The 26,584-nt window shown below is 57.2% G+C and carries 16 protein-coding genes; 4 read left to right on the forward strand and 12 right to left on the reverse strand.

The window, feature by feature from the left end; all coding sequences use genetic code 11:
• Positions 1 to 120: 120 nt before the first annotated feature.
• The 3 genes from PT279_RS03220 to PT279_RS03230 all read right to left on the reverse strand — a co-directional run bounded on the left by PT279_RS03220 (position 121) and on the right by PT279_RS03230 (position 5,016).
• Positions 121 to 1,728, reverse strand: coding sequence for an acyl-CoA carboxylase subunit beta (locus PT279_RS03220; protein WP_277165396.1), 1,608 nt, complete (start codon positions 1,726 to 1,728; stop codon positions 121 to 123).
• The gene (locus PT279_RS03225) at positions 1,728 to 3,698 is read right to left on the reverse strand and encodes a biotin carboxylase N-terminal domain-containing protein (RefSeq protein ID WP_277165398.1); all 1,971 of its coding nucleotides are present in this window, start codon (positions 3,696 to 3,698) and stop codon (positions 1,728 to 1,730) included. The genes PT279_RS03220 and PT279_RS03225 overlap by 1 nt, the downstream gene beginning before the upstream one ends.
• A 280-nt stretch (positions 3,699 to 3,978) precedes the next feature.
• A complete protein-coding gene (locus tag PT279_RS03230) occupies positions 3,979 to 5,016 on the reverse strand; it encodes a biotin--[acetyl-CoA-carboxylase] ligase (protein ID WP_277165400.1) in 1,038 nt (345 codons plus the stop codon).
• 104 nt (positions 5,017 to 5,120) lie between these two features.
• On the opposite strand from PT279_RS03230, the gene PT279_RS03235 reads away from it, so the two are divergent.
• Positions 5,121 to 7,460: a DUF6020 family protein gene (locus tag PT279_RS03235; protein ID WP_277165402.1), complete on the forward strand. Its 2,340-nt coding sequence runs from the start codon at positions 5,121 to 5,123 to the stop codon at positions 7,458 to 7,460.
• A gap of 2 nt (positions 7,461 to 7,462) precedes the next feature.
• Positions 7,463 to 8,431, forward strand: coding sequence for a helix-turn-helix domain-containing protein (locus PT279_RS03240; protein WP_277165404.1), 969 nt, complete (start codon positions 7,463 to 7,465; stop codon positions 8,429 to 8,431).
• A 266-nt stretch (positions 8,432 to 8,697) separates the two neighbouring features.
• On the opposite strand, the gene PT279_RS03245 is transcribed toward PT279_RS03240, so the two are convergent.
• From PT279_RS03245 to PT279_RS03265, 5 genes are all read right to left on the reverse strand, one after another.
• Positions 8,698 to 9,813: a LacI family DNA-binding transcriptional regulator gene (locus PT279_RS03245; RefSeq protein WP_277165406.1), complete on the reverse strand. Its 1,116-nt coding sequence runs from the start codon at positions 9,811 to 9,813 to the stop codon at positions 8,698 to 8,700.
• A 276-nt stretch (positions 9,814 to 10,089) separates the two neighbouring features.
• On the reverse strand, positions 10,090 to 10,830 hold the full coding sequence (locus PT279_RS03250) for a ribonuclease HII (RefSeq protein WP_277165409.1): 741 nt from the start codon (positions 10,828 to 10,830) through the stop codon (positions 10,090 to 10,092).
• Complete coding sequence (gene lepB / locus PT279_RS03255; protein WP_277165411.1) at positions 10,827 to 11,582, reverse strand: signal peptidase I; 756 nt, start codon at positions 11,580 to 11,582, stop codon at positions 10,827 to 10,829. Before lepB ends, PT279_RS03250 begins: the two co-directional genes overlap by 4 nt.
• Before the next feature lie 202 nt (positions 11,583 to 11,784).
• Positions 11,785 to 12,153: a 50S ribosomal protein L19 gene (gene rplS / locus PT279_RS03260; protein WP_277165413.1), complete on the reverse strand. Its 369-nt coding sequence runs from the start codon at positions 12,151 to 12,153 to the stop codon at positions 11,785 to 11,787.
• A 411-nt stretch (positions 12,154 to 12,564) separates the two neighbouring features.
• The gene (locus PT279_RS03265) at positions 12,565 to 14,220 is read right to left on the reverse strand and encodes a DUF2207 domain-containing protein (protein ID WP_277165415.1); all 1,656 of its coding nucleotides are present in this window, start codon (positions 14,218 to 14,220) and stop codon (positions 12,565 to 12,567) included.
• Between the two features lie 877 nt (positions 14,221 to 15,097).
• Between PT279_RS03265 and PT279_RS03270 the strand changes: the two genes are divergently transcribed.
• Together PT279_RS03270 and PT279_RS03275 are read left to right on the forward strand one after the other, a co-directional pair.
• Positions 15,098 to 16,864, forward strand: a complete 1,767-nt coding sequence (locus tag PT279_RS03270) for an ABC transporter permease subunit (protein WP_277165417.1) — start codon at positions 15,098 to 15,100, stop codon at positions 16,862 to 16,864.
• Positions 16,865 to 16,922: 58 nt separating this feature from the next.
• Positions 16,923 to 18,632, forward strand: coding sequence for an AAA-associated domain-containing protein (locus PT279_RS03275; protein ID WP_277165420.1), 1,710 nt, complete (start codon positions 16,923 to 16,925; stop codon positions 18,630 to 18,632).
• A gap of 299 nt (positions 18,633 to 18,931) precedes the next feature.
• Here PT279_RS03275 and PT279_RS03280 read toward each other — a convergent pair whose 3' ends face one another.
• The 4 genes from PT279_RS03280 to PT279_RS03295 form a co-directional block, all read right to left on the reverse strand.
• The gene (locus PT279_RS03280) at positions 18,932 to 21,367 is read right to left on the reverse strand and encodes a DUF2207 domain-containing protein (protein ID WP_277165422.1); all 2,436 of its coding nucleotides are present in this window, start codon (positions 21,365 to 21,367) and stop codon (positions 18,932 to 18,934) included.
• 167 nt (positions 21,368 to 21,534) lie between these two features.
• A complete protein-coding gene (locus tag PT279_RS03285) occupies positions 21,535 to 23,556 on the reverse strand; it encodes a DUF2207 domain-containing protein (RefSeq protein ID WP_277165424.1) in 2,022 nt (673 codons plus the stop codon).
• Positions 23,557 to 23,631: 75 nt separating this feature from the next.
• Positions 23,632 to 24,117 (reverse strand): hypothetical protein, encoded by a 486-nt coding sequence (locus tag PT279_RS03290; RefSeq protein WP_277165426.1) that lies wholly within the window; start codon positions 24,115 to 24,117, stop codon positions 23,632 to 23,634.
• Between the two features lie 6 nt (positions 24,118 to 24,123).
• Positions 24,124 to 26,547: a DUF2207 domain-containing protein gene (locus PT279_RS03295; RefSeq protein WP_277165428.1), complete on the reverse strand. Its 2,424-nt coding sequence runs from the start codon at positions 26,545 to 26,547 to the stop codon at positions 24,124 to 24,126.
• Positions 26,548 to 26,584: the final 37 nt, after the last annotated feature.

Consider the following 26,584-nt stretch of genomic DNA (forward strand, 5'->3'; position numbering starts at 1 on the left):
AGTAGGTTGGAATTCTACGGTTATTACAAAAATCAAACAATCAATGTCAAGCGAACCGACGCGAGGCAGTTGGTGACAATCTTACCTGCCCCGCCTTGGATTTCGCTTTAGGGTCAAACGTTACATGGGTTGATTTCCATGGTGTTTGTCGGTGCGGCGTACACGTTTTTTGTCGCGCAGCAGCCGCAGGGACTCGGCAATGGCCTCACGCGTCTGCTCGGGGTCGATCATCGCGTCGATCTGGCCAGTTTCCAGCGAAAGGTTCGCATTCAGGGTTTCGCTTTCGTACTCGTCGATGTACTGCTGGCGCAGCGCCTCGACGTCCTGACGACGCTCCTTGGCTTTGTGCAGATCCTTGCGGTGGATGATGTTCACCGCTCCGGCCGCGCCCAAAACCGCAATCTGGCTGGAAGGCCAGGCGTAGTTGACGTCTGCGCCGATCGCCTTGGAACCCATGACGATGTAGGCGCCGCCGAAGGCCTTGCGCAGCACGACCGAGATCATCGGCACCTGCGCATTGGCGTAGGCGTAGATGACCTTGGCACCGCGGCGGATGATGCCCGCGTGCTCTTGATCACTGCCCGGCTTGTAGCCGGGGGTGTCAACCAAGGTGACCACCGGCAGGTTGAACGCATCGCAGAGGCGGACGAAACGAGCGATCTTCTCGCTGGAATCGACATCCAGGATGCCGGCCTGCTCGTTGGGCTGGTTGGCAACGATACCCACCGGATGGCCTTCGATGCAGGCGAAACCGACCACGGCACACTTGGCATAAAGCTCCTGTACCTGCACGAATTCGCCGTAGTCGACGATGCAGCGGATGACCTCGTTGATGTCGTAGGGCTGGCGGTCGTTGTCGGGAACGATGGTGCCGAGGCGCTCGGCGGTGGAACGGTCGGCGCGAGTGGCCGCATAGGCGTAGACAGGCGGCTTGTCTTCGCAGCTGGAAGGCAGATAGGCGAGCACCGTGCGCGCATAATCGATCGCGTCGGCCTCGTCCTCGCCCAAGTAGTGCGCGACGCCGGAGACGGTGTTGTGCACCTTGCCGCCACCCAGATCCTCCATGGAAATGGTCTCGCCGGTCACGGATTTGACCACATCGGGGCCGGTGACGAACATGTTGGAATTCTGGCGGGTCATGATGATGAAATCGGTCAGCGCCGGGCAATAGACCGCGCCACCCGCGCAAGGGCCGAGAATCAGCGAAAGCTGGGGAATGAAACCGGAGGCCTCGCAGGTCTTGCGGAAGATGTGGCCGTACTGGGTCAAAGCTTCCACGCCCTCCTGTATACGGGCACCGCCCGAATCGATCAACGCGACGACCGGGATTTTCAGGTCGAGTGCCATATCCATCAGGTGACAGATTTTCTCGCCTTCGGCGTGGCCAAGCGTGCCGCCGCGCACCGAGAAGTCCTGCGCGTAGACGGCGACCTTGCGGCCGTAGACGTCGCCGAAACCGGTGATGACGGCGGAACCGACGATGCCTTTGTTGATGTTGCCGCCACAGAAGCGGCCGATCTCCTGGAAGGTGCCGGTGTCGAAAAGCAGGTCGAGGCGCTCACGGGCCGTGAACTTGCCCTTGGCGCTCTGACGGGCATGGGCATGGTTTTCGGCGTCGCGAGCCAGTTCGGCGGCGCGGGCGACGGCAGCGCGAATCGGCTGCTGGTCGAGGGGCTTATCACTGGACATGGCCTTTTCGACGGCCGTAGTGGTCATGATGTCGGTCATCAGCGCTCGCCTCCCTTCTCGGCGTCATCGGCAGACGTTGCAGTTGTGGCCGAATCCGTAGCCGTGTTGGCATCAGCGGCCTTATCGGCCGGCTTGTCATTGTCGTTATCCGCGGCATTCCCGTTTGCACCGGACTTCTCGCGGCTGGCGGCGCCGTCCACATCGATCTTCATCAATGTGGTGCCGGCATCCACGGAATCGGACGGACCCACGAAGATCTTCTGCACCGTACCGTTGACGGGCGCATAGACGTAGTTCTCCATCTTCATGCTTTCGAGCACGGCCAGCAGGTCGCCCTTGTTGACATTCTGCCCTTCGGCGACATTGACGCGCGTGACGATGGCCTGCATCGGCGAGTCGATGACGCCGGACTTGCCGTCGTTGACCTTCACACGCTCTTCGACGGCTCCCGAGGAGGAACCGCGCAACGGCTGGGTGGGACGATGTGAACCGCGGGCGCGGGCCGAACCGGTGAGGTTGTCGACGATATCGCGCGGAACGGTGAGCTTGACACGCTTGTTGTCGACTTCGATGACGAAGGAATCGGTCTCCTGCTTCTTCGGCTTCTGTTCCTCGCCTCCCGAAAGCGAGGCGGGCTGGCCGCTGCCGGCAGTGTTTGGCTTGCGATTGAGGTATTTGCGCTCGAGCCACTTGGTATATACGGAGAAGGGATGGTCCTCGGCGGTGAATTCCGGATCGTTGAAAATCGTTTCAAACAATGCCTTCGGTGTCGGCACGCCTTCCAAACGGAATTCCTTCAACGCGCGACGCACGCGGGCAACAGCGGTGGGCCTGTCCTGCGCGGTGACGACGAGCTTGCCCATCATCGAATCGAACTTCGGAGAGACCACATCGCCGACCTTCACGCCGGAATCGATGCGGATGCCGGGGCCGCTGGGCCAATCCAGCCGGGTCAGCGTGCCACCGGACGGGGTAAGGTTCTTGTCCGGATCCTCGCTGGTGATGCGCAGCTCGAAGGCATGGCCGTGGCTCTCCGGGGCTTTGGTAAGCTCCTCTCCGTTGGCGATGTTGATCTGTTCGCGCACCAAATCGAGGCCGGAAACCTGCTCGGAAACCGTGTGCTCGACCTGCAGGCGCGGGTTGACCTCAAGGAAGTAGACCTTGTGCTGCTCGGTGACCATGAACTCGCAAGTGCCCAAGCCGACGTAATCGACGGCGCTGAACAAGCTGCGGGAGTAACGCTCGAGTTGTTCCCTCTCGTCGTCGGTGAGGAACGGGGCCGGGGCCTCTTCGATGAGCTTCTGGTTGCGGCGTTGCACGGTGCAGTCACGCGTGGAATAGACGGTGAAGTTGCCGTGCGAATCACGGCCGGACTGGGTTTCGACGTGACGAGCCTTGTCGATGAAGAGCTCGACGAAGTATTCGTTGAGGTCGCCGCCTTCCAGCGCGTCGTGGTTCATATAGAAGCTGCGCAGCTCATCGTCGTTGTGAATCAGCGTGATGCCTTTGCCCCCGCCGCCATCGGTGCGTTTCATCATCACCGGATAGCCGTTGATCTGGGCGAATGTCAAAAGCTCGCGCATATTGCTGACCGGTTCGGAAAGTCCCGGCACCGGTGGCACGTGCGCGCGCTTGGCCACGCGGCGGGCCGTGATCTTGTCGCCGAGGTCGGTAAGCGCCGTCGGGCTCGGGCCGATCCAAGTGGCGCCGGCCTTGATGACCTTGTCGGCGAACGAAGCGATTTCGGAAAGATAGCCATATCCAGGATGGACGGCATCGGCGCCACTGCGATGCAGCACGTCGATGATCAGATCCTCATCCATATAGGAGCGGTAGGAATCCCCATGCAGCAGATAGGCTTCGTCGGCCATCTCTACATATTGTGCATCTCTGTCCTGCTCGGCGTAGATCGCGACAGTCGGAATCCCCATTTCGTGGGCTGTGCGAATAACACGCAGCGCGATTTCGCCGCGGTTCGCCACCAGCAGTTTATTGACATTTTTGACCATGCTATTCAACCTATCGCCTATCCCCCACCGATGAAATCACACGAATCGACAAAATCGCCCGACCGCTTTTGTAGGTTTACACAAACTCAAGAAGACATGAAAATTATCCGAATATATTAAAGAAAACTGCCCAAAAAGACATAAATATGTCAATACGATGTCTGATTCCTAATTATCATTCATCTCACAGTGAAACTCACTCACCATCAGAAAGACCGAAAGCCGGGTATTAAAGACAAAAGGAAAGCACATAGCCAAAACCCGAACCGACGATGCATTCTCAAGCAAGCACGCCCACATCCGCAGTTTTGACGACGTGTGGGCCGCCATGCTCGTCCTGTATAGTCAGCGACGCATCGGCATTGAGTGAAAGGGCCTTGCCGGTGAGCTTCGAGCCGTCGGTGAATTTCGCCTCGACCTCGCGTCCCAGCGTCCAGCACTTGCTTCGGGTCTCTTCCAGCAATCGCGGAGATTCGGTTTCGGGATCGGCGGCCAAAACCGCAAGCCGTCGCTTCAACGACTTCGCCAGCCGTGCCGCGACCATATCACGCATCGTGGCGGGATCGGGCAACGGAGCATAAAGCAGCTGCAGGGAGGTGGAAATCGGGGTCGGCAGCTCTTCGGCAGGAAGGCCAAGGTTCATGCCGATACCGAACATCACGCCAACGGCGGGCTCCCCGTCATCGCTTCGATTTTCGCGGCCATCCGACATGTCGGTTTCGCCTGAACCCGCGTTGCGGCACTGCGCACCCAGACGATTCATTCCTTCCGGCAATTGGACCAGCTCAGCCAGGATGCCGCCAAGCTTGTGACCATCGTAGAAAATGTCGTTCGGCCATTTGAGCTCCAGGCCGTGCGTCGGGTCAAGCGGCTTGGCACTGCACTGCGCGAGCGCATCGTTCAAAGCATCAAGCGCCGCAAGCCCGGCGACAATCGTGAACCACCCGTTGTAATGCGAGTCGGTCACCAAACGTTGCGGTAATGCGGTGCAATACGTAACAAGGAACGAAGCCCCGCCGGCCTTGTCGCTCCACTGCCGGCCGAGACGCCCGTGCCCGGCACTCTGTGCATCGGCGCACATCGCAGCCATTCGGGGCAAGCCCTGCGCGTCAATGACGTTGAGGTCTCCATTCGCCATCATTTTCCGAGCCAGAATATTGGTGGAATCGAGCGTGGCAAGTGCTATCAGCGCATCCACCGCCCCGGCGGTTTGGGGCATCTGCGGCTTATGTGCCCCGATCTTTCGCGCAAAATGCGCATATTGCGCTTCGATCTGCTTTACCTGCCCGACAATCGGGGAATCGGTCTCATTGCTCATAGCACCACTGTATCCGAAAAGACGCGGAGATACTTTGTGATTCCATACAATTCAGACAACAAGTAATATGGTCGAGGTTGACATCAAACGATAGAATGCCGGTTATGAGCAATCCGAACCCCACAGGTACCTCCAGCCGTCACAGTGACGACGAAGTCTACCCGCAGGGGTCAGGAGATGGCAAGAAGCATTTTGGCAGGCTTTTCAGTTTCCTGTGCTGGGCGCTGGCGGTGGCGGCAAGCCTTTGGATTGCATTGTGCACCTCTCTCGGACCGCTATACCGGCAATACGAATTCAACCCAGGCATTGCCACGATACGAGCCTTCTCCTGGAACAACGCCGCTATCTTCGTCTTCACGTTCGTCATCTGCATGGTGATCATTGTCGAACTCGTCCGTTTTTCACATGGGCAGTTGCTTATCCCCTATGATTTCGGCCTGCGCGCCAAACTTGCCGCAAGACGCCAACGCCGGCAAACCCATCATTGCGCAAACAACAAAACAAAAAAACCAGACACTGCTTCAATCGCCATGCCATATGACCAATCAGAGGCCAAACAGGACGCAAAATTCGACGATAAAGTTTGGCTGCGTACCAGAATTTGGCAATACACACGACGCGCGGCTTCGGCCCTCCGTTCCGCTGCACGCCGATGCATGATGGCCAGCACCGACAAATGGTGGAAAATCGCAGTTATTCTCATCATCGGTTGGTTGTGGATCCCGATAACACTGGTGGCGGCGTTCGGTGCGGACATCCGCAGCCAGTTCCGCGAATTCAGCTGGGCATGGAACCAATGGACGGGCTTGAAACAACCCTATATTGGCTTCTTTTCGTTCGTCCCGATGGACATCTACCCCACCGCCCATTACCTATGGCCTACCAAACCCACCTATCTGACCGACCAGCACAACATCGTGCTCACCCTGATCTACGGCGGCGCCGGAACGGTTTCCCGCTATTTCACCGGCGCCAACGACTGGGGAATCGCACTGCTCGCCTTCGCCCAATTGCTCTTCGCCGCATTCTGCCTGGCCGCGACCGCCAACCGCTTCTTCAATCACCCCTGGCTCAATCCTCGTAGGAAGCTCATCGATTTCCTGTCGGCGACGCCTCCCAAGAACAAGCAACCCACCTCAATGGCCGAGAGGGCCGAAGACCCGAGATTCGTCGGTCCTCTCCCCCGCTTTGTCATCCTTCTGTTCTTCCTGGTCTGCCCGTTGGTGCTGTTTTCAACGATAAGCCTGACCAAATCGCCGCTGTTCGCCTTCGCGTTCGTCTGGTGGTTCGGCGTGGGTTACGAAATCCTCTGCACCGCGAAATTACGGCAACGCTCATCTGGGAAATCAACGAAATCAGGCACACAACAGAAACTAGACATCGGTTACAGCGCTAAGACAGAGGCACCGGATAACAGCGAAAACGCCAATAACACCACTTCGAATCTCGACTCCTCCCCCTCCTACGAGCGAATCGTGCTTCACCTGCGCAAACGCACGTTCATCGCTCTGGTCTTTTCGACGTTGATCATGATGATTTCGGCGAAATACGCGTTGTACATCATCCTTTTCGAGCTGGTAATAGCTCTCCTCGCCGACCACAAACGTTGGAAAACCTACATTATCGGCTTGCTTCTGCCGGTCATCCTCTTTGAGGGCGCACTCGGCCTGGCCACACATAACGGCATCATCATCAACGGCGACCCGATCGAAAGCCATGGCGTCCAGCTCCAGCAGATCGCCCGCGTTGCCGTGCTCAACCCGAATGGAATACCACAGGACGCCAGAAACAAACTGGCCCCGATCTTCAATCTCGACCAAATGGCCGAAGCCTATTCCCCGCAGGACACCGACCCCGTGAAATCATCGGGAATCCAGGCGAAACGTGTCAGCTACCGCTGGCGCACCGTCACCAAAGCCGATATGAAGAACTTCAACGCCGCCTGGCTAGAAATAGTCAAAGCCAATCCGCGTATCTCACTGGACGCTTTGCTGGCCAAAAGCTATGGGTATTTCGACATCATGGATCCGCCGTATATCGACATGACGTATTACGTCACCTATGCAGGCAGTGCAAACTTCACCGATTGGATCGGAAGCTGGTGCGCCGGCTGGAGGAAAAACATCACCGATTTCGTGGAAAGCTGGAGTTCGAAGCCCATACTCGGTTTTCTCATCCACGGCAACACCTATGTCATCATTACCTTGCTTTTGGGCGCGGCCGAGGTCATTTTGCGCCGCTGGAAAACGCTGGCGACCCACCTTCCGCTGTTGCTTTTGATGGGGGTCATGGTCACTTCCCCGGCCAACAATTTCGAGCGTCACATGTTGCCGCTGGTTTTCGTCCTGGGCTTTGTGCTCCTGACATTCTGGCAAGACTCACGAGCGCAACGCACACAATCCCATCTGCAACGGGCCGACGAAGCCGCCGGACTAGAATCGTAAGTATGAACATGCACGATAGCGACAACAAAGGCACAGGCTCGGAAAACCCAGCCGATTTTCTGAGCCTCGCCGAAGGGTCACTCGATATCGCGCACCGTGAAAAAACGGCCAGCGACAGGCTTTCCTCTGACCAAAACCAGACACCACATATCACCGTCATCGCGGACACACACGACAGCAAAAAAGACGCCGCACAGCTCAAAGCCTTCGAAAAACTAGGCAACCGCGAAAACCTGGAGGCCATAGCCTTCGAGTGCCTCGCCAACGGAATCCACGACAAACGGGTCGTTTCGCTACTGCATGTGCTGGGCTGGCCGGAAACCTTCAGCTGCTTCGCCATCGGGGGCGTTGCGGCGGTTACTTTCGAAACAGCGCAATCCATCCTGGTTAAAGGCGCCCACGACCTCGGCAGCCAATATTGCCTGGTCGGTCGCAGCAACGGCTTGACGATCGGACTGGTCGTGGTGCAAAGCGCGGCCACTCCCGAAGTCACCTGCACCGCGGTGATGAAGGCGTTCGACCGCGAAAAGCCGGTATGTCTCGGGCCGACCCGCCACAACGCGGCCGGAGCCGCACGGACATTGGGCGCCGTGCTTTCCGCATTCGATGTGATGCCGGCAATTCATCCGCTTCCCCGGCCCGCCAGGGCGGCCGACATGTTGCCGGAACGGGCGCTCATTGGCGATGAGGATGCCATTGATGAGCTCTACCGCAGCGTCTACCAGAGCCTGAAAAGCGAGAACGAAAACGATCCGACCCTGCAGACAGTTTCCGCGTTCCTCACTTTCGGCGGTTCGCTCGACGCTACGGGCAAGGCATTGAATGTTCACCCGAACACCGTTCGCTACCGCATCAAACGCGCCGCCGACGCCACCGGTTGGGATGCCAACGACCCTCGCGACGCCTATGTGCTGCGCACTGCCATCACCATCGGCGCCATCCGCGACGCCGAAAACGGAATCAACGGATGAAACCGGTCCGATTCAGGCAATAGCCATCGCTTCTTACTTAAGTGACTGACTTTCGTGTCGCTAACTTTGTATTTTTGCTTACGATAACGGGTGTACTAAGTAGAAAGACACAGTTAACGGCTTATTTGTGTCTTTTACCTGGACCACCGACACAAGCAAGTAAAAGACACATATACGACACGACTTCATCCGAAAGATAGATTACGACATTGCCGATTCGATTACCGACAACCAGCCACCGCACCCAAGAAGCTCGCAGTTGATGGCTAAAGCCGCGGCACCGGACCCAGCGAATGGCGCTGAATCACCTCAGCAGGAATAAGACCGGCCCCATGAGCGTTGGCTACGAACGTCGTTTCGGGGCCTTCGCCTAACAGACGCAGCGTCTCGCGCATCGAAGCCGTGCCAAGGCCTTCGAAATCCGGGCGGACGGTGGTCAGCGGCGGCCACATGTCGTTGACTCCGGTCATGTCATCGAAACCGACCACGCTGATGTCCTGCGGAATGCGCAGACCATGCTCATGCAGGGCGCGGGTCACGCCAATCGCCTGCGCATCGTTGGCAGTGACGACGACCGTCGGCTTCCTGGCTCCGACCGATCCAAGACTCTCCAGCTCATGGTTCATACGCGCGTAGGCTTCCGAAGAATCCCAGGAATCGCACTGTACCTCGCGTGATTCGATGCGTAAAGAGGCTGAGGCCTTACGCCAGCCAAGCAACCTCGTCACGGCATCGCGCCATTGCAGCGGACCGGCGAAATAGAGCGCCGAGCGGTGGCCGAACCGGGAAATGAGACGCGCCACCTCACGCATCGCCCCCCACTGGTCGATGCCCATCAAAGCCGTGCGGCCCCGGCCCTCGGCGTCCATCAGGCCGCCCGCCCGGCTCATCGACAGGTTACCGTGGGTGGAGGTGATCAGGACGCGCGGCTCGTCAAGCCTGGTCCGGCAGGCCGCCGAAAACATGATATCCGTGGGTGTCAGGAAGATGAAGGCATCGACGTTCTGCTCCTCGAAGGTACGGCACAGATTTTCGAACTCGCTTTGGGTGCAACGCGCCTCGTGCACCATGGAAACCATGAGGAACAGACCGTGACGGCGCACAATGGTTTCAATGGCTCCGATCGCCGAAATCGGGCCGAGGAAATTGAGGCCGCCGGCGATGAGGCCGATCGTACGAGAACGGTGCGAGGCCAAGGTTCGTGCGGAATTGCTGGGACGGTAGCCGAGCGCGTCGATGGCGTGCTGTACACGGGCACGGGTGGCATCGGAGACTTCAGAGGAATGGTTGATGACGCGGGAAACTGTCTGGTGGCTCACCCCGGCTATCTTGGCCACCTCGAACATCGATGGCCGCTTTTGGCCGTTACGTTGAGCGCTCATCCTACCTCCCTTTGCCAGCAGATGTACGTCCCGGGACGCAGTTTTAAGTGAACGCTCACAAGTCTACTCGGCCTTGCCTATCACACAGGTGCGCCGGCCCTTTGCCATTGTGCTTGCAAACCAACAACATCACCAACCTTCGAAAATATCAAAGGCAAATGTCACGCCGCCCTGCCGGCAAAGTGCGGCAACGGCAGCCTTCACCTTCGCCAGAATCACGGACGGAATTCCGATTGGTCTGCCGCTAACCGGCAGCGCCGATATAAAAGGATGCGTTCAGAGCAAATGCCAACTGACACGATGCAGCGGTGTCGGGCCGTACTCGGCAATCGCGGCGCGATGGGCGGCCGAGCCGTAACCCTTGTTGTGCTGCCACTGGTAGGGCGCGTAGCTCGGATTGCCTTGCGCCAAAGCAACCATCAACCGATCTCGCGTCACCTTGGCGATGACGGAAGCGGTGGAAACGAGCACGCAGCTTTGGTCGGCCTTCACTTTGGTGGTCACGCTCGGCAAAACCGGTACTGCAGGCGCGTCGAATGTCCCAGCGGCCTTGGAAATATAATCGTTCGGACCATCCAAAATGGCCCCGACACCAAGCCGGCCCGAGTCGATGTTCAGTTCGCGCTCGACCTCCTTGACCGCACGGAGGGCCGCGATGCCCAAAGCGTAGGAAATGCCCCATTCGTCGATTTCCTTATTGCTCGCCTGGCCGACCGCGCTGGCCGCACACCAGGAGCGCAGCCCTTCGAACATCGCCTCGCGCTTGTGCTCCGTCAGCAGTTTGGAATCGGCGACGCCATCCGGCACATCAAGACCATCCAGATCACGGGCCCACACCGCCGCCGCACCGACCATCACCGGGCCGGCGAGCGCACCACGACCCACCTCATCGAATCCGACAATCAAATCGAAACCTTGTCCGGCCAATTCCCGTTCCAAATCCAACGTCGGCTCAGCAACATGACGCACAGCACGATTGGGCTCCTCAGCGGCCTCACTGTTGGATTGCAAGGTCATGATTTCGGCACACCCGGCACGGCGGCGAAAACCTCGTGATGCGACTTGACGACCTTGAAATGACTGAACGGCCAGAAGGTCAGCATCGCTACCCCGCTGATCTTGGAAATCGGGACGAGCCCGCCGTTGCCGTCCTCGGCATGGTAGCGTGAATCAGCGGAATTGGCGCGGTTGTCGCCCATCACGAAGACGTTGCCGGCAGTCACTTTGGTCTTGAATGCGAAATTGCTAGGTTCGGTGCCGGGCTTGATATACGGGGTTTCGTCAATCGCCACTCCGTTGACGGTGACCGGGGAACCGCTGCCCTTGCAGGCCACGACGTCGCCGGGCATGCCGATGAGCCGCTTGATGAGATCATCGGAACCATGATTATCGGTGCCGACAAGCCAGTGCGCCGGGTCTTTGAAAACGATGACATCGCCACGCCTGAGCTTGTTCATAGGTCGAGCGAGACGATTGGTGACCAGACGATCGCCGATTTGAATGGTGTCCTCCATGGAGCCGGAGGGAATCTCGTAGACGCCGATGACGAATACCCGCAGCAACGCCAGAATCACGACGAATATCGCGAAAGGCACCACAAAACTCAGAAAATCATGGAACGTATAGCCCTGCGACTCGGGGTCGGCATGTTCCGGATTGGCACGAAGATTGCGTGGCCGGGGTTCGGGACTCACGCCATAGTCCGCAACTTCGATGATATGCGAATCCGCAGCACGCCGCTCATCACCGCGCGTATCATCCGCTGCCATCCGTGCCTCCCAACCATATACACTTTGATATCACGGCTCACGAAAACAATGGGCCCTCATTACCGGAAACTATCATAGTATAGGGCACCATACAGAGATCATGCATGACAAAACAGGTATTCCGGCTTCAAAAGAAAACAAAAACGGCGGCCGAACCTTGGAGTCCGACTGCCGTAAAGCACCTAGCCATTTAGGCTTGCATTCACGCCTTGGCGCTGTTGTCCTGACGCTCGGTGATACGAGCGGCCTTGCCACGCAAAGCGCGCAGGTAGTAGAGCTTGGCGCGACGAACGCGGCCGTGACGCAGCACCTTGATGGAATCGATCGACGGGGAGTGCAGCGGGAAGCGACGCTCCACGCCGCAGCCGAAGCTGACCTTACGGACGACGAACGTCTCGCGCAGGCCGGCACCCGAACGTGCAATCACCACACCGGTGAACGCCTGAAGACGGGAATTGTTGCCTTCCTGAATCTTGACGTTGACCTCGACGGTGTCGCCGGGACGGAACTCCGGGATAGAATCCGAGGGCTTCATGTGCTTGGCATCAAATGCCTCAATAGCGTTAACCATTGTTTCACCTGTCGCTGCCGCATATCAGCGTACATGTCAGGGGCGGCGCCGCACTTTCGTGCCCAGCGGCTGATGGAGCCGAACGCGCCCACTATCGTATTCCGCCGAAACCCGGCGAAATGTTGCCGATTCGCCGCCGCAGACCCGGCCGATTTAACGGACGCGGCCACGTGGCTGAACCCAAATGAAGAAACGAACCCATGCGGCAGCCCGTCTCTTGGCATAACAAACTTTTATTTTAGCGAAATACGGCGACAGAAATCACGGGCCAAAGAAAAAAATAAAGACAGACAACGTATGGATGCCGAATGGATAGTCATGAATAGACCATGTGGGTTCAGGGAGGAATGCGTGACGACGGATCACGACGTATATGGCATTTCGGTTTCAGCCCTATCCAGAAGCCATGCCCTACGACGCGTCCAACAGGTCGGAATCGGTGTAAGTCTCATTGGAGGCCCCACTGGAGTTCGCGGAGTCGCCCATGACGATGCTCTCGTAATCGGTGCCGTAGTAGTTATAGGTTTCCATCACCGCGTAGAGATAGATATAGACGGAAAGCTGGCGGTTCGTGCGCTCACTCAGACCGAGTGCGGTGGCATAAATGAGGTACTGGCCCCAGACCTCCACGTCCGCGATGCCGCGGGATGAGAAATCGCTGAAATCACGCATATATTTCTTGAGACCCAACAGTTGGATCGCCGCACGCTTGCCCTCTGCGGTCAGGGCATAGGCCTGCACGCAGAACAACATCGTGATGCCGATGAAGCAGCCCAGCGCACCAAGACCGATCGCCGTATAGCCGGCGTCGGCATCCCACATCCGCATAAGTGGTGGGGCTCCAAGGAAAATAACAATCGCCATGGCAAGAAAGAACACGATCAACGGGCCCATGTTGTATGCGACCAGTTTCGAGGACTGAAGCTCACCACGCACCGTTTGGAAAAATTTGGCTTGGGGACGGTAACCCCTAAACAAGCCGTCGAAGGAGACCGACACCTGCGGACACGTGATCTCGCCGTCTTTGACTTCGACCACGTGCTTGCTCCGTTCCTCGCTTTGCATCCTCTCTTCCAGCGCCTTGGCCTCAGCTGCGCAGGCGGTGCGAAGCTGGTTCAGATCGAAAACCGTACTGCGCTGCCAACGCGAGAAGTCCATCAGGAATCTCAGGAACGCCCGCTCGGTGGATGACAGGCTGCGCAGAGAGTTTGGAGCATTCAAACCGTTTGCGTGATTCGGCTCGTTCAAACCGTTCGGATCATTCGAATCTTTCAAATTGTTCGACGTCTGAATGCCTTCAAAGGCCAGGGGCAACAGGCAGATCGTGCTTACCAGATCCGACGGCTGGTTGATATCGCCCAGCCAGGATTGGCTGTAGGCGTTCATCCGTAGCTTCGAACCCAGCGCCGTATTCCATAAGAGCCGAGCCAATATGCCGCTCATAGGCATGGGGCGTTTGGTATAGTGACGGCCTTGGCCACGCGAGGATTCCCGTGAGCCATTGCCGTTGCTGGCATCGGCCGTATTTTGAGCTGCGGCATCAGCGAACGAACGCTGCGTCTCAGCGACCTCACGCATGCGACCCTGCAACCCTGCGTCATCGGGACGGTGCAAATCGAAGCCCTCATAATCGGCCGCGACACCAGGGTAGATGGCAATGACCTTCTTCTCCTGTAACTCAAGCAACGTGGCGGCCATGGCCGACGATCCGATATTGACCACGCGCGAGAACATATCAGAGGGCGGGTCGACGATATCGTTGAGCAACGTGGCGCAACCCGGACTCATCGCGGGCAAATCACGGCTGTAATCGATGTCACGCGGCAGACGAGAGCGCAGATTCGTGTAGACAATTACGACAAGCGCCACAACGATAAACAGCGCCAAAATCTCCAGGAAAAAGGCGCAATCATCATGAAAGTCCGCATCCGCAACGCCGGTTTCATCGCCATTGCCGAAATTCGTTCCCATAAAGTAAACGGCGAGGAACGGGAAGACTATCACCGCAGTAACGACGAGGGCAGTGAGCATGGAATTCAGTACATGCCACGGGCTCAATGGCTTCATATCGCTCCTTCAAGAAACGCCTTTATTCGCTTGCGTGATTTAAGATTACCCAGTCTACCGGCCAATTGGGTGATGGTTGTCTGCCGCCGAATGCGCTGAATGCGAGGTCCATTCACCTCTGTGACCGTTCTCCAGCATTTCCGACTAAAAATGCACGAAAACGATCACCGCCAACGCGTCAGTGAGCACTTTCCGGCACACCCCAATAAATGCTGGAAATTGGTCATCTAGAAGAGCCAAAACACCCAAAACCGCGAAGGCGGTATTAATGAAGGAAGGAGGACACCTACTCGAAACAAACCGATTTGACAAGCCGCGCGAACGCCTTTATTTTAGTGGCGGTAATAATTTCTGTGCTTGGCACACCGAGTCGAAGGAGGTGGGGATCATGGCTGACGATCTTCCTAGTAGTATCAACGATCTGCATCATTTGTGCAGCCCTGCGCAACCTCATCTCGACACGATGACTCGGCGCTGGATGTAAACCTCACCTTCGTTTTTAACACGTCACGCTACGGGCGTAAGACAATGTGAAACGATTCATCCAGCTTGCGGATGATTCCGCTTTCGAGATTCCCATTTAAAGTTCAACTCAACGTATCTAATGTGCCGCAAAAACTTACGGATATAAAGGAATAACGGCATCAAGGATATACGATTCGCAATTCATAGTCTGCACCTGACCGGCCAAAATCGAGATCGGCATTGCAGGAATCGTATATTTCTGATGCCCGACTTGCTGTTGTTCGCAATACGAGCTCCACAGCTCAGCGTCAAGCAGAAGCCCAATAGCCAAGCCCGATAAACGCCGCAACTGCAGCGAAACTTCCGCCGAAAATTCGCGAGCACCACGATACGCCGTTCATGAGGGATCATCATGACCAACTTCTCCTTCAACTTCAATCGCGCCGCGCCTGCAACATCGGACGCGGGGCGGAACACGAGCTTCACCAGGCGCGTGGTCTCTGACTGCGTGGTAGCCGTCGGCATCCTCGCCATCTTCGGCCTGATTGCATGGGTGCTGCCCGCCATCAACGCACCGGTGGGGCCGAAAGGCATCCCCTCCACCGTCTCGACCGACCCGCGCAACCTGCCGTATTATGCCCTACGGTCCGTTTTCCGCATGGCCATCGCCCTGTTCTTCTCGCTGGTGTTCACCTTCGTCTACGGACTGGCGGCGGCACGCTCGCGCAGACTCGGCAAAGTACTCATCCCGCTGCTCGACATCCTCCAATCCGTACCGATCCTAGGCTTCCTTTCGGCGACCGTGACCATCTGGCTCGCGCTCTTCCCCGGCTCGATGATGGGCGTCGAGGCCGCGTCGATTTTCGCCATCTTCACCTCGCAGGCGTGGAACATGACTTTCTCGTTCTACCGTTCGCTCAAAAGTGAACCCAAGGAACTGGACGAGGCGGCGCGCAACCTGCGGCTTTCGCACTGGCAGCGCTTCTGGGTGCTTGACGTGCCGAACTCCATGATTCCGCTGCTGTGGAACATGATGATGAGCGTGGGCGGCGGCTGGTTCTTCCTCACCGCCTCCGAGATGATCTCCGTGAACAATCGCACCTACGCGCTGCCCGGCATCGGCAGCTACGTCGAAGCCGCAGCCAAAGAGGAGAATCCCGGCAAGATCGGCTGGGCCATCGTGACCATGGTCATCGTCGTGCTTGCCATCGATGTATTGGTTTGGAAGCCGCTGACCGCGTGGGCCGAAAAGTTCCGCATCACGCAAAGCGAGTCCTCGGAGCCCAAGCGCAGCGCGGTTCTGACGCTTATTCGCCAGTCACATATCGACGATTTCTTCGCTCGGCTCTTCCGCCCGATCGGCGAATTCCTCAACTGGGTCACCCGTCCGCTCGGCCAAACCGGCTCGAAGTGGGGTGCCAAGCCCGGCCGTCGCCGCGCTGGTGACGTCGTTTTCGGAGTCATCGTAGGTGTGCTGGTTATCGCCGGGGCCGTGGAACTCATCGTCTCCATTATGAAAACCACCGGCTTGGGCGAGCTCGGCCGGGCCTTCGGACTCGGCGGACTGACCTTCCTGCGCGTGGCGTTGCTGACCGTGGTCTGCTCGGTCATCTGGGTACCGCTCGGTGTCATCATCGGCATGAACCCGAAGATCTCACGCTTGGTGCAGCCGCTGGTGCAGGTGCTGGCCAGCTTCCCTGCGAACTTTATCTTCCCGTTCGTGGTCATGGTCTTCGTCGCCTGCGGCGTCGACATCAACTGGGGCTCGATACTGCTGATGGCACTGGGCACGCAATGGTACATCCTCTTCAACGTCATCGCCGGTGCGTCTGCCATTCCCGATGACCTCATCGAAATGACCAAGAACTTCCATATCACCGGATGGATGAAGTGGAAGACGCTCATTCTGCCGGCGGTCTTCGGCTCGTGGGTCACCGGCGGCATCACCGCGGCCGGCGGCGCATGGAACGCCTCGATCGTCTCGGAAATCGTTAGCTACGGCCGCCACACGCTTGTCGCCAAAGGCCTCGGCTCCTATATCGCCGAAGCCACCGCGCACGCCGAAGGAATGAAGACCATCATCGGCGTAGCCGTCATGGCCATCTTCGTGGTTGCCGTCAACCGCCTCTTCTGGAACCCGCTGCAGCGTCTCGCCGACCGTCGTTTCGTCATCGGATAACTGATGCCATTATTCATAAATATCAAAATATATCAATACTTAATTAAAGGAAGTCACGATGAACTTCAACAAACTCTATAAAACCGTCGCCAGCGGCACCGAAACCGGCACCGCCACCCGCACCCGCGATCGCCGCCATGTGAACCCGAAGTACTCCGATCTCAATGCGGACGGCGCCCACACCGTCATCGAAGCAAACCACATCAGCCAAAGCTTCACCTCCGAAAAAGGCAACGAAACCACCGTCCTCGACGACATCTCGTTCAACCTGCATGAGGGCGAAATCGTTGCGATCCTCGGACGCAGCGGCGCTGGCAAGTCGACCTTCCTTCGGATTCTGGCCGGACTCATCCAGCCGACCAGCGGGCAGGTCTCCTACCGCGGTAAGGCGCTCAACGGGCCGAACCCCGGTGTCGCACTCGTCTTCCAGACCTTCGCGCTCATGCCCTGGCTCACCGTCGAAGACAATGTGGAACTCGGGCTCGAGGCGCGAGGTGTGCCCCGCGAAGAACGCCACAAGCGCGCGCTCAAAGCCATCGACGCCATCGGCCTAGACGGCTTCGAATCCGCCTACCCCAAGGAGCTTTCCGGCGGCATGAAGCAGCGCATCGGCATCGCCCGAGCACTCGTGCTGCGCCCTGACGCGCTCTTCATGGACGAACCGTTCAGCGCGCTGGACGTCTTGACCGCAGAAAACCTACGTCAGGAGGTGCTGAAGCTGTGGAACAACAACCAGAGCGGCATCAAGTCGATTCTGATTGTCACACATAACATCGAGGAGGCCGTGCAGATGGCCGACCGCGTGGTCGTTCTGGGTTCGCACCCCGGCCACCTGATCGCGCAGGTTCCGGTCAATCTGCCGCGCCCGCGCGACAAGCATTCCCCCGAATTCGAAGCGATGGTCGACAAGCTTTATGCCATCCTGACCGGACAAGAGTCGCAGCGCAGCCGGGCCAACACAGCGGCCGCGAACGGCGGAAATTCGGAGCAGCCGGCAGCGGCGGGAAACGAAGAAACATCCTCACCGAAAGGTTCCGGTCAAAGCGCTGACGATAGTGCCGGCAACGCCGCGCAGACCGCCGACAATGCGAATGGCTCAAGCAGCCCGGCCGATGAAAATGGTCCTGACGAGACTTCGGCACATGACGGCGGCAAAGGCAACAATGCCAACCAAGACCAGAGCCAGGGTATCGGTCTCGATGAGCACACCAAGGCACAAACCGAAGCCAGCGAAAAACTCGCGGTGCATGAAAACGATACCAAGGTAAAGGAAGCCAACGCACGGGCCGAACTTCTGCCGAACGCCACTCCCGGCGGACTTGCCGGCCTGCTCGACGTCGTCTCGAATTACCAAGGCGGAGTAGACCTCGCCGACCTAGCGGCTGACCTTTCTTTCGAGGTGGACGACCTCTTCCCGTTGATCGACGCCGGCACGATGCTGGGGCTTTTGACCGTCAACAACGGCCACTGCACCATCACCCGCGAAGGCGATCGTTGGTGCCATGCCGACGTGCTCGAGGCCAAGAAGCTCTTCGCCCAGCTCATCATGGATCACGCGCCGCTCGTGCGCACCATCGACCGGGCGCTGCGCAACCATCCGGACCGTGGTCTGCGTGGCGAGCTCATCCTCGACCTGTTGCGCAGCCAGCACACCGACGAGGAGGCACAGCAGCAGTTCGACATCGCCGTGACGTGGGGTCGCTACGGCGAGCTCTTCGATTACGATGCCGACGACGATCAGCTCACCCTCGACGAGGCCAACAAATAAATCAGACGGGTTGGCCATAATGTACCGAAGTAGCTGAAGTTGGGACTGCCATACAGGCCGGAGACATTTTCATCAGCCGCAGGGAACCGGCTGCAGTAAGCAAGTAGGAATTTAAGCATATTGTCGGCCAGTTTTTATGCTTAAATTCCTATTGATGGGTTTCGACAGCATTTTAAGCACGAATCTTGCCGATTTTTATGCTTGGATTCCTCGCAGCCAATCCGAGCGGCCTTGCATCAGCTCAGCAACCGCTGAAACCGTTGCTGCTGGAACCACCATTCAAGCCATCGGAACCGCTACTACATCGCGCCGAAACTGCCACCGCCGGAACCGCCATCGGAACCGCCGAAGCTCCCGCCGCCGCCGAAATCACCGCCACCGAAGCTGCCGCCCGCAGAGCTGAAACCGCTACTCAGCTGACTGCCAAGGTCGCCAATATCGCCGAATCCGTCAATATCGCCGAAGTTCATGTCCGAGGCAGAGTAGCCCTGAATATCATGGCTGGAGGGGTAGAACGACCAATACAGGAGGCTACCGGAACCGTTGCTATCGAGCCAGTCGCCGTCAGCGATCTGCGGCCACACTTTGACCATTCCGCGCGCGAGCTTGCCACTGATACCGAAGGCGGTGGCGTAAATCAAGTACTGGTCCCAGAGCGCAAGATCTTCGGGCTCGCTTTCCTCGAAATCGCCGAAGTCGCGAAGATAGTTGCGTAGGCCCATAACCTGTCCGGTGAGCCGCCGGCCGCTGTCCGTCAAAACGGTGGTTTGTATCAGGAATATCTCAAGAATGAGCAGGAACGTGACCGGCATCGCCATCAGGAGCATGATGCCGATATGGCCGTGGAATGCGAACACCTGGCGGCCCGAAAATTCCGACACCTTGAACGGATCGCTGATGAAAAGCTTATAAAGGTACCAATAGCCGGCCGCCCCCACCAAAAACAGCAGCACCTTGGCAAATCCAAACGCCCTCGAGTCATGGGTAAGGTCCATATCATCGTATTCGGCGTGCACTTTCTTGTGGAAATCCAACTCCAAGCTGGGGCCATCCAGCCAACCCGAAAGCCCGTCGTGGATGTCCTGAAAATCAAAGACATCCGAATCGAATTCTTTGCCCATGCCTTGCAACAGTGCCAGGAGAGACGTTTCGATTTCGGTGAGCGAACTCCCCTTTTGCCCCGGCATACCCGGCAAAAGCACGATGGTGCTCGTTTTCTTACGTTTGCCGAGCCCTGTCTTCTTCTTGATCGTGTCCGCCAAACCGCCTTTCTCGTCGTGCAACCGGAGGATAAACGGCTCGCTGGCTTCTTTTTTGTCGATCACCACGGTCGAATGGTCGAATTCTCCGGCGGCACCACGCCGCATACGCTCGCCGATCTGCTCATCGGTGACATGGGCCCAGTCGATGCCCGCATACCATTGCGATTGACCCGGATAGATCGCTATGGCCTTCTTTTCGACCAAAGAAAGCATCGTGGCGGCCAGTTGCTTGGACTCAATTTGCGAATCACCCGAGGGATTCTCGAGGTCGCACAAAAGTTGGGCCGCAACCGTAGGGCTGATGTCGGGAATATCGCGGTAGTACTCCCCCGAATCGCGAGGGCTTGCCTGACGATGGCTTTTGACAACCAACACGGCCCCGACAACGACGGCGACCAGTTCCGGAATCAGGAAAAGCAGATAAAGGACCACCCGCCCTACAACCTCGCCTCTTGCAACACCCTGTGCATCCACCTGTTCCTTGCGCTCGTCCTGGATAGCCAATTCTTTGTATTCACCATTCGAGCGATGCCTCACCTGCTCCATAGCCGAAGCTTTGAATATCGAGACCACGTCGACATAGTTTTCCGGTCCGACGGTCGGCGCCTGCGCATACAGCGCGTTCCTGCCCTTTGGCCTAATCGAGCCGTCTCCCTTGAAATGCATCCATTCCCTAGTATCGGTATGTTGCGTATCCACACCGTCGGGCAAGGTGATCAAAGCGGTGAACTTGCGGATCGGGGTCGAGTTCTCCGTACTGATCGGCTCCCACTTCAAGTAGGCCACGTCGTCGTAGAGCGTCACGACATCTTTGAAAGTCATATCGACTTCGAATTTGAGCGAAGAAGCCGATAGAATGGCCGGAATGTTCCAGCCGATTTCTATCTGGTCCTCAGGGCCTCCCATGGTGGGCGTATTGTCGGAAGAACCGGAAATCGGGTCCTTGTCGAGCGATTTCTTGAGATCCATGTCTAGGCCGCCGGCCGACGACAACGCCTGATCGTACTGAGAATCATTCATCGCAGCTGGCAGATAGGGTGCGTGCCTGCTGCCATAGCCTTGACCGACATCCTCGGCATACCACTGACCGGCATAATTCGCGTCCCACCCGGGATCAGCCATGTCACCTCTGTCCCCTTGCACATATTGCTGGCCGGTACTCACGTTTTTCACGGACACGTCGGTGATATCGCTCAAAGGATTGAGCGTACCGTCAGCGCGGCTTAAGGTAAAGCGCTGGAAAACACGCCGCCACGGCTTGACTTTGCCGTTTTCATCCGTGCGCTTGCGAAATTGCATATCGATATGCTCGCGGATATGCAAATCCCCATTAGGCATTACCTCGACATCGTCATCAAGCGAACGGTACGAAAAATCGGCGTCCATCGCCTTTTCGTTGTTCTCGTGAGGGGTGTAGGTGCCCTGGTCGTAACCACAGGCCGCCACACAGCCGCCCAGCAGCGCAGTGAGCACAAGCTTGCGAGCAATACTTTGACAATCCGCTTGGGATTCAGGCTTCCGGCACCCATATGTCTTGTTCTCTTTCCTTCTCTTCTTCTGTCGGTTTCAATACTATCCAAGACAACGCCGAGCAAGACGGTGCCGAAACGACAGGGCCGATCGCCTTGTCAGTCGTTTTGTCAGTCGTCCATATAGAGGTTCGATGGAAGGTGGAACTTCAGCTGGCGCATCACTTCGGTATCCATTCCCAAAGCCACGGCGTAAATCAGGTATTGCCCCCAAATCGACAGGCTTTCGACATCCCGCTTGGAGAAGTCGCTGAAATCCTTCATATATTTCATCAAGCCCAACAGCTGCTTCTCGGCACGACGGCCATCGCCGGTTAACGTGCTGTATTGGATCAACGTGAACACCATGGCGACGAGGAACACCGACGGCAAACCCAGCGCGAGCGCGGCTTCCTGATGCCCCATGTTCCAGATTTCGAGCAAGATGTGGTATCCCAAATCCACAAAGGTTCCAATGACGATTACCGACAATGCCGAAAGCGCTGAGAGCCGGACCAGTTTCAGGGCATTGTATTCCTGATTGACCGAGCGGAAGAAGGTCTGGCGGGCCTTGACCCCCTCGGTCCACACCAGCTGCGGGTCGGCGGGACGATGAGCCAATTCACCGGGTTTGCTCCATTTGGCCCCGTGGCGCGCATACGCGTTCTCATCCCAGCTCTGCGTGGAGTTGCGCAGCTGGTTGAGGTCGAAGACCTGCGAGCCTTGCCATGCTGCGAAATCCTGTAGGTACTTGAGCAGCGCGAGTTCCGAAGGTGCCAGTCCGGATGTCGATGCCGCCGACCACTTGCCGTCGAAAGAAGGAAACAACCTTACGGTGACGGTCCTGCCGTCGGCAGGTTTGGAAATATTGCCGAAGAAGCGGGCCAGACGCGGATGTTGACGGATAATCCACCCCAGACGCGTACGCCAAAGAGCTCGGCTCAATAGAGATTGGGCTCGTTCCGATTTCGAGGGACGACGGTGAGACACCTGTCTTGCGCCGACATTGTCGAGATTACCGGCGTCGCCAAGGTTGTCGGGATTGTCGAGATTGCCAGCGTGGCCGGCAAAATCACGATCGAAGTCGGAGCTTTCGCCAGCATCCGCAGCCCTCATATTCCGCTCCGCCCGTCCTGCCTTGGCGCATGCCCGTATCTCATCTTCCCCTGCATTGGCCAAGTCGAGCCCCGAATACCAGGATGCGGCTCCCGGATACAGGGCAATCGCCTTCTTTTGAGCCAGCGAAAGCAACGTCGAGAGCATCTCACGGGTGTTCCGCCGCGAAAGGGTACTGGTATTGGCGGTTTTGGGTTCGACGACATCGATGAACATCGCGGCACTGGCGGGGCTTATCGAAGGAAGGTCCTCATTGTAGGGAATATCGCCTTTCCAGCTCGTCTGCCTGTTGGTAATAATAATTATCACAATTCCAAATATCAGTACCAAGACCAAAACGGCCATGAACTGCGACGCGTTCGGCAACCAATCAGAAGACGACGTGGATTCGTCATCGGCTTCATCGTTTGAATCGCCGCCATTCGAGGCCGTGTCACTACAGCCGGATCTCGCAGAACTTCCTGAAACCGCAGAATCCTTGCTGCAACCAGCCGCCCCCTCGTCAGTCTTCACGCTCCCTTTGTCGAAGAACTTACGTTCTTCGGAGTTCCAGACAACATCGTGTTTTATCGCCCCCATGCCTGAAGCGTCGAACATGAACGCAAACGCGGGCCCTGAAATCGTGCGAACGTTATACGTGTCCATGTCGATTTCACGCAACCCCTTGCGTCGCACCGTCTGGTTGCCGGAATAATCGATGAAGCCCTCCGGCTCGCCGGTTACGTGCGGAGGCAGCTTCAGCCGAACCGCGACGTGTTCGACGGGCCCGTTGACATTGCTGCCGGTATCGTAAAGGAAATATGTTCGGTTGCCACAACGCGTCAGTGCATTCTTCAGTGTCATCGATATGTCGAATCTAAGACTTTTGGCCGATACCGTCTCGGGTATCGTCCATTGGAGCGAGACATCGCTCCGGTGCGCGGCAAGTTCCATGTCGCTTTTCGTCAGCGCGGCATCGGCCGGAACCTCTGCAGGGGCATAATCGACACGACCATGAGAACCAAGCCCGTGCAAGTCCAAAACGTCTGCCTTCCACACGCCTGCTTGCTGCTGTCCTTGAGAAGAGCCATCAGCATCTACCGGAAAATCATTGCCGGATACGTGACGATATACCTACCCGGAAACGGCATCCTTGATCGTAACCCCCGAAATCCCACCGATTTGCGCCTGTGGCCTATCGGAAAAAGAATCGTCATCAGACAAATCGAAATTTGCGGAAAGCGAGTCAAACGGCACGACGTCCCCATCGATGACCTGTTTCTTGAGCCTTACGTCGAGATGTTCTCTCACCTGCACGTCCCCATTAGGCAAAACCGTCATGTCGTATTGAATGAAATTATAAGACAGTTGCGCCTTGTCATCGGTCGGGGAACCCGAGCCTTTGTCCGATGGAACCTGCGGAAGCAACATCTGGTCGTCATAAACCGGGCAACCCGGGTCCGCCCCGACCGCCTTGGCATCACTACGACTTTGTGCATTGGCCTGATCATGTTCGCTGTCGAGATACGGAATCACCATACACAGCGCCACCACCAGCGTGCAGACCAGACAGAAAGGAATCTGCCGGATGATACGTTTGAGACTCAGACTATGACCCATCGCCGTTTACCACCCGCCGAAGTCGCCGCCGCCAGCTCCGCCGTCCGAACCGCCGAAACTGCCGCTATCGCCGCTATCGCCTGAAGAACCGCCCAAAAGGCTGAAACCGGAACTCAACTGGTCACCGATATCGCCGAAACCGCTGATACTGTCGAATAGAGGGTCGGCCGGAGAGACCCCACTCCACGCGCATGAGCAACAAGCAGTGCAGAGCACGGAACCAGCCGCATTCTCATCGAGCCATCTTGGATCGGCCAAATAGGGCTGTATTCGGGCCATCTGACGTACCAGCTGCCCGCTGATGCCCAATGCGGTGGCGTAGATGAGATATTGACCCCACAAGGCCAGATCCTGCGGTCCGCGCTCGGAAAAATTGCTGAAATCCTCCATATACTTGCGCAGACCAAGAATCTCGCCCGCTGCTTGATAACCGTTGCGGGTCAACGTTTCGGTAGGCCAAAGTTGGAGAATCGCAAGGCCGATGAAAACGAGGACCGCTGCCGCAACGATGGCCACAGCGGGCAGCCCTATCGTCCAAAGGTGCCGCAAATAGAAGGATACGAACACCGCAACCGCCAAAATGGCCAACACGATTTTCCATGTTCCTTTGACGTTGCTGACAAGAGCGAAACCATCGAATTCGCAGGACAACGACGTTTGAAAATCGCGATAAAGGTCTCTGCCTTTTGCCCAATCCTTGCTTTGATCGTGCAGCTGCTCGAAATCGAAGACCGGCGAATCGTTACGCTGCGCAAACGCCATCAGAAAATCGAACAGAGCCTTTTCTGATTGTGTCAAAGAGATGGGGCCATTCACGTTTCCGCCGTATTGTCGCCATCGATCATTGACCTCAACATTGCCGGCGTGCTGATACGCGTACGGCATGACCACTATGGTGCTGATGGTTGCTTTGTCCGAAGACGAAGTGCCAGTAGAGGAAATGCCGGAAGACGAGTTATAGAAGCGGAAACGCTCGGCTATCTGCCCTGAGCTGGCGTGCGGCAGGTCAAGCCCCGCATACCACTCGGCTTCGCCCGGGTAAATGGCTATCAGTTTCTTGTCGGCCAAGGAGAGCAACGTGGCCGACATCTGTTGGGAAACCAACTGCTTCTCGTTTTTCACCATGACCTGGCCCATCAGTTTGCCGTCGGGGAACCCATCCACAGTCTGCAACAACCTGGCACCGGCCACGGGCGACACCACGGGAATGTTGCGATAATACTCAATCCTGCCACGGTAGGAAGCCTTGCCGGTATTGGTAACAATCCGCCAGACGGCATAGGTGATGACAATGAGCAACGCCAGCAAAGTGGTTAATAACCAAGCAATCTGTATACCTTGGACAAAGGCGGCACCCACACGCTCGCCGTTTTCCTCAGCCACGATGCTTCTCACATGATTCCCCGATTTTCGATGAGTCACCGTTCCCATCGGCGCGGCATCGGAAATCGACACCAGATCGACATACTGATGTGGTCTGATGTTCGACGCGGTGAAATCAAGCGTATGACCGTCGAGCACTTTAACGTACCCTTTGCCCGCGTAATGCAACCACTGACGAGGAAGCCGTATCGGCGATGTCGAACCGGATTTGGAAGCGCCTTTGGGCAAGGAGACACGCGCATGCAGATTATCGATCGGCACGGTGTTGTTTTCGCCCACCGGCTCCCACTTGAAATACGCGACGTCGTCGTAGAGTGTGACCACGTCCTTGAATGTCATGGCAATATCGAACTTCATACTTTCGGCGGTATCAACGGCCGGAATATTCCAGCCAATCTCGATGGTATCGCCCGATTGTCCCTTACCACTGGCACAGCTATCCTCGTCCTCGTCGTCATCAACGGAACGGACTTGGGATTTCGACGGTCCCCAGTCATTTTCCTTATCGGTTATGTTCCCGTCTTTGTTGCCCCTGCCCTGCGAGGCATCGTTGGAATCTGCTTTCTTACCGGCAGGTAGGTAATTCGTATTGTAGCCACACGAAATGTTTTGCGCGTACCAGGTACGGGCAAACTCGCGGTTCCACTCGGCTTCGGACGAATATTTAAGGTCTTGCTCACCCGGGGACTTACCTTTCGAGTAACGTTGCCCGGTATCAACGTTTTTCACTGAAACATCGATGATGGCGCTCAGCTGCTCGGAATCCAAGTGATAGCGCTGGTAGAAGTGATGCCAAAACGTCTTGCCGTTTTCACCGTCGGGGTGCTTGCCCAATTTCAGATCCAGATGCTGCACCACGCGCAAATCACCGTTCGGCTGCACCGCCATATCGTAATCGAGCGAATGGTAGCGCATATTCCCGCCAGTGGGGTTTGAGGAATATCCCATGCAGAGAATCCCGGCAACAATGAGCGCGACCACCAATGAGGAAATCAACGCCGTCACGACGGTTTTCCTACGGACGTTCGACACCGTCTGTTTTCTCATCCTCTACAGCCCTCTCCGGCTTTTTCACATCACGAAA

The organism is Bifidobacterium sp. ESL0784, from assembly GCF_029433295.1.
Classification (GTDB): Bacteria; Actinomycetota; Actinomycetes; order Actinomycetales; family Bifidobacteriaceae; genus Bifidobacterium.

What these genes read in the sequence shown, in the direction of transcription:
- PT279_RS03220 (WP_277165396.1), bottom strand. Translation starts at nt 1,728, where the DNA reads ATGACCGACATCATGACCACTACGGCCGTCGAAAAGGCCATGTCCAGT.
- PT279_RS03225 (WP_277165398.1), bottom strand. Translation starts at nt 3,698, where the DNA reads ATGGTCAAAAATGTCAATAAACTGCTGGTGGCGAACCGCGGCGAAATC.
- PT279_RS03230 (WP_277165400.1), bottom strand. Translation starts at nt 5,016, where the DNA reads ATGAGCAATGAGACCGATTCCCCGATTGTCGGGCAGGTAAAGCAGATC.
- PT279_RS03235 (WP_277165402.1), top strand. Translation starts at nt 5,121, where the DNA reads ATGAGCAATCCGAACCCCACAGGTACCTCCAGCCGTCACAGTGACGAC.
- PT279_RS03240 (WP_277165404.1), top strand. Translation starts at nt 7,463, where the DNA reads ATGAACATGCACGATAGCGACAACAAAGGCACAGGCTCGGAAAACCCA.
- PT279_RS03245 (WP_277165406.1), bottom strand. Translation starts at nt 9,813, where the DNA reads ATGAGCGCTCAACGTAACGGCCAAAAGCGGCCATCGATGTTCGAGGTG.
- PT279_RS03250 (WP_277165409.1), bottom strand. Translation starts at nt 10,830, where the DNA reads ATGACCTTGCAATCCAACAGTGAGGCCGCTGAGGAGCCCAATCGTGCT.
- lepB (WP_277165411.1), bottom strand. Translation starts at nt 11,582, where the DNA reads ATGGCAGCGGATGATACGCGCGGTGATGAGCGGCGTGCTGCGGATTCG.
- rplS (WP_277165413.1), bottom strand. Translation starts at nt 12,153, where the DNA reads ATGGTTAACGCTATTGAGGCATTTGATGCCAAGCACATGAAGCCCTCG.
- PT279_RS03265 (WP_277165415.1), bottom strand. Translation starts at nt 14,220, where the DNA reads ATGAAGCCATTGAGCCCGTGGCATGTACTGAATTCCATGCTCACTGCC.
- PT279_RS03270 (WP_277165417.1), top strand. Translation starts at nt 15,098, where the DNA reads ATGACCAACTTCTCCTTCAACTTCAATCGCGCCGCGCCTGCAACATCG.
- PT279_RS03275 (WP_277165420.1), top strand. Translation starts at nt 16,923, where the DNA reads ATGAACTTCAACAAACTCTATAAAACCGTCGCCAGCGGCACCGAAACC.
- PT279_RS03290 (WP_277165426.1), bottom strand. Translation starts at nt 24,117, where the DNA reads ATGGGTCATAGTCTGAGTCTCAAACGTATCATCCGGCAGATTCCTTTC.
- PT279_RS03295 (WP_277165428.1), bottom strand. Translation starts at nt 26,547, where the DNA reads ATGAGAAAACAGACGGTGTCGAACGTCCGTAGGAAAACCGTCGTGACG.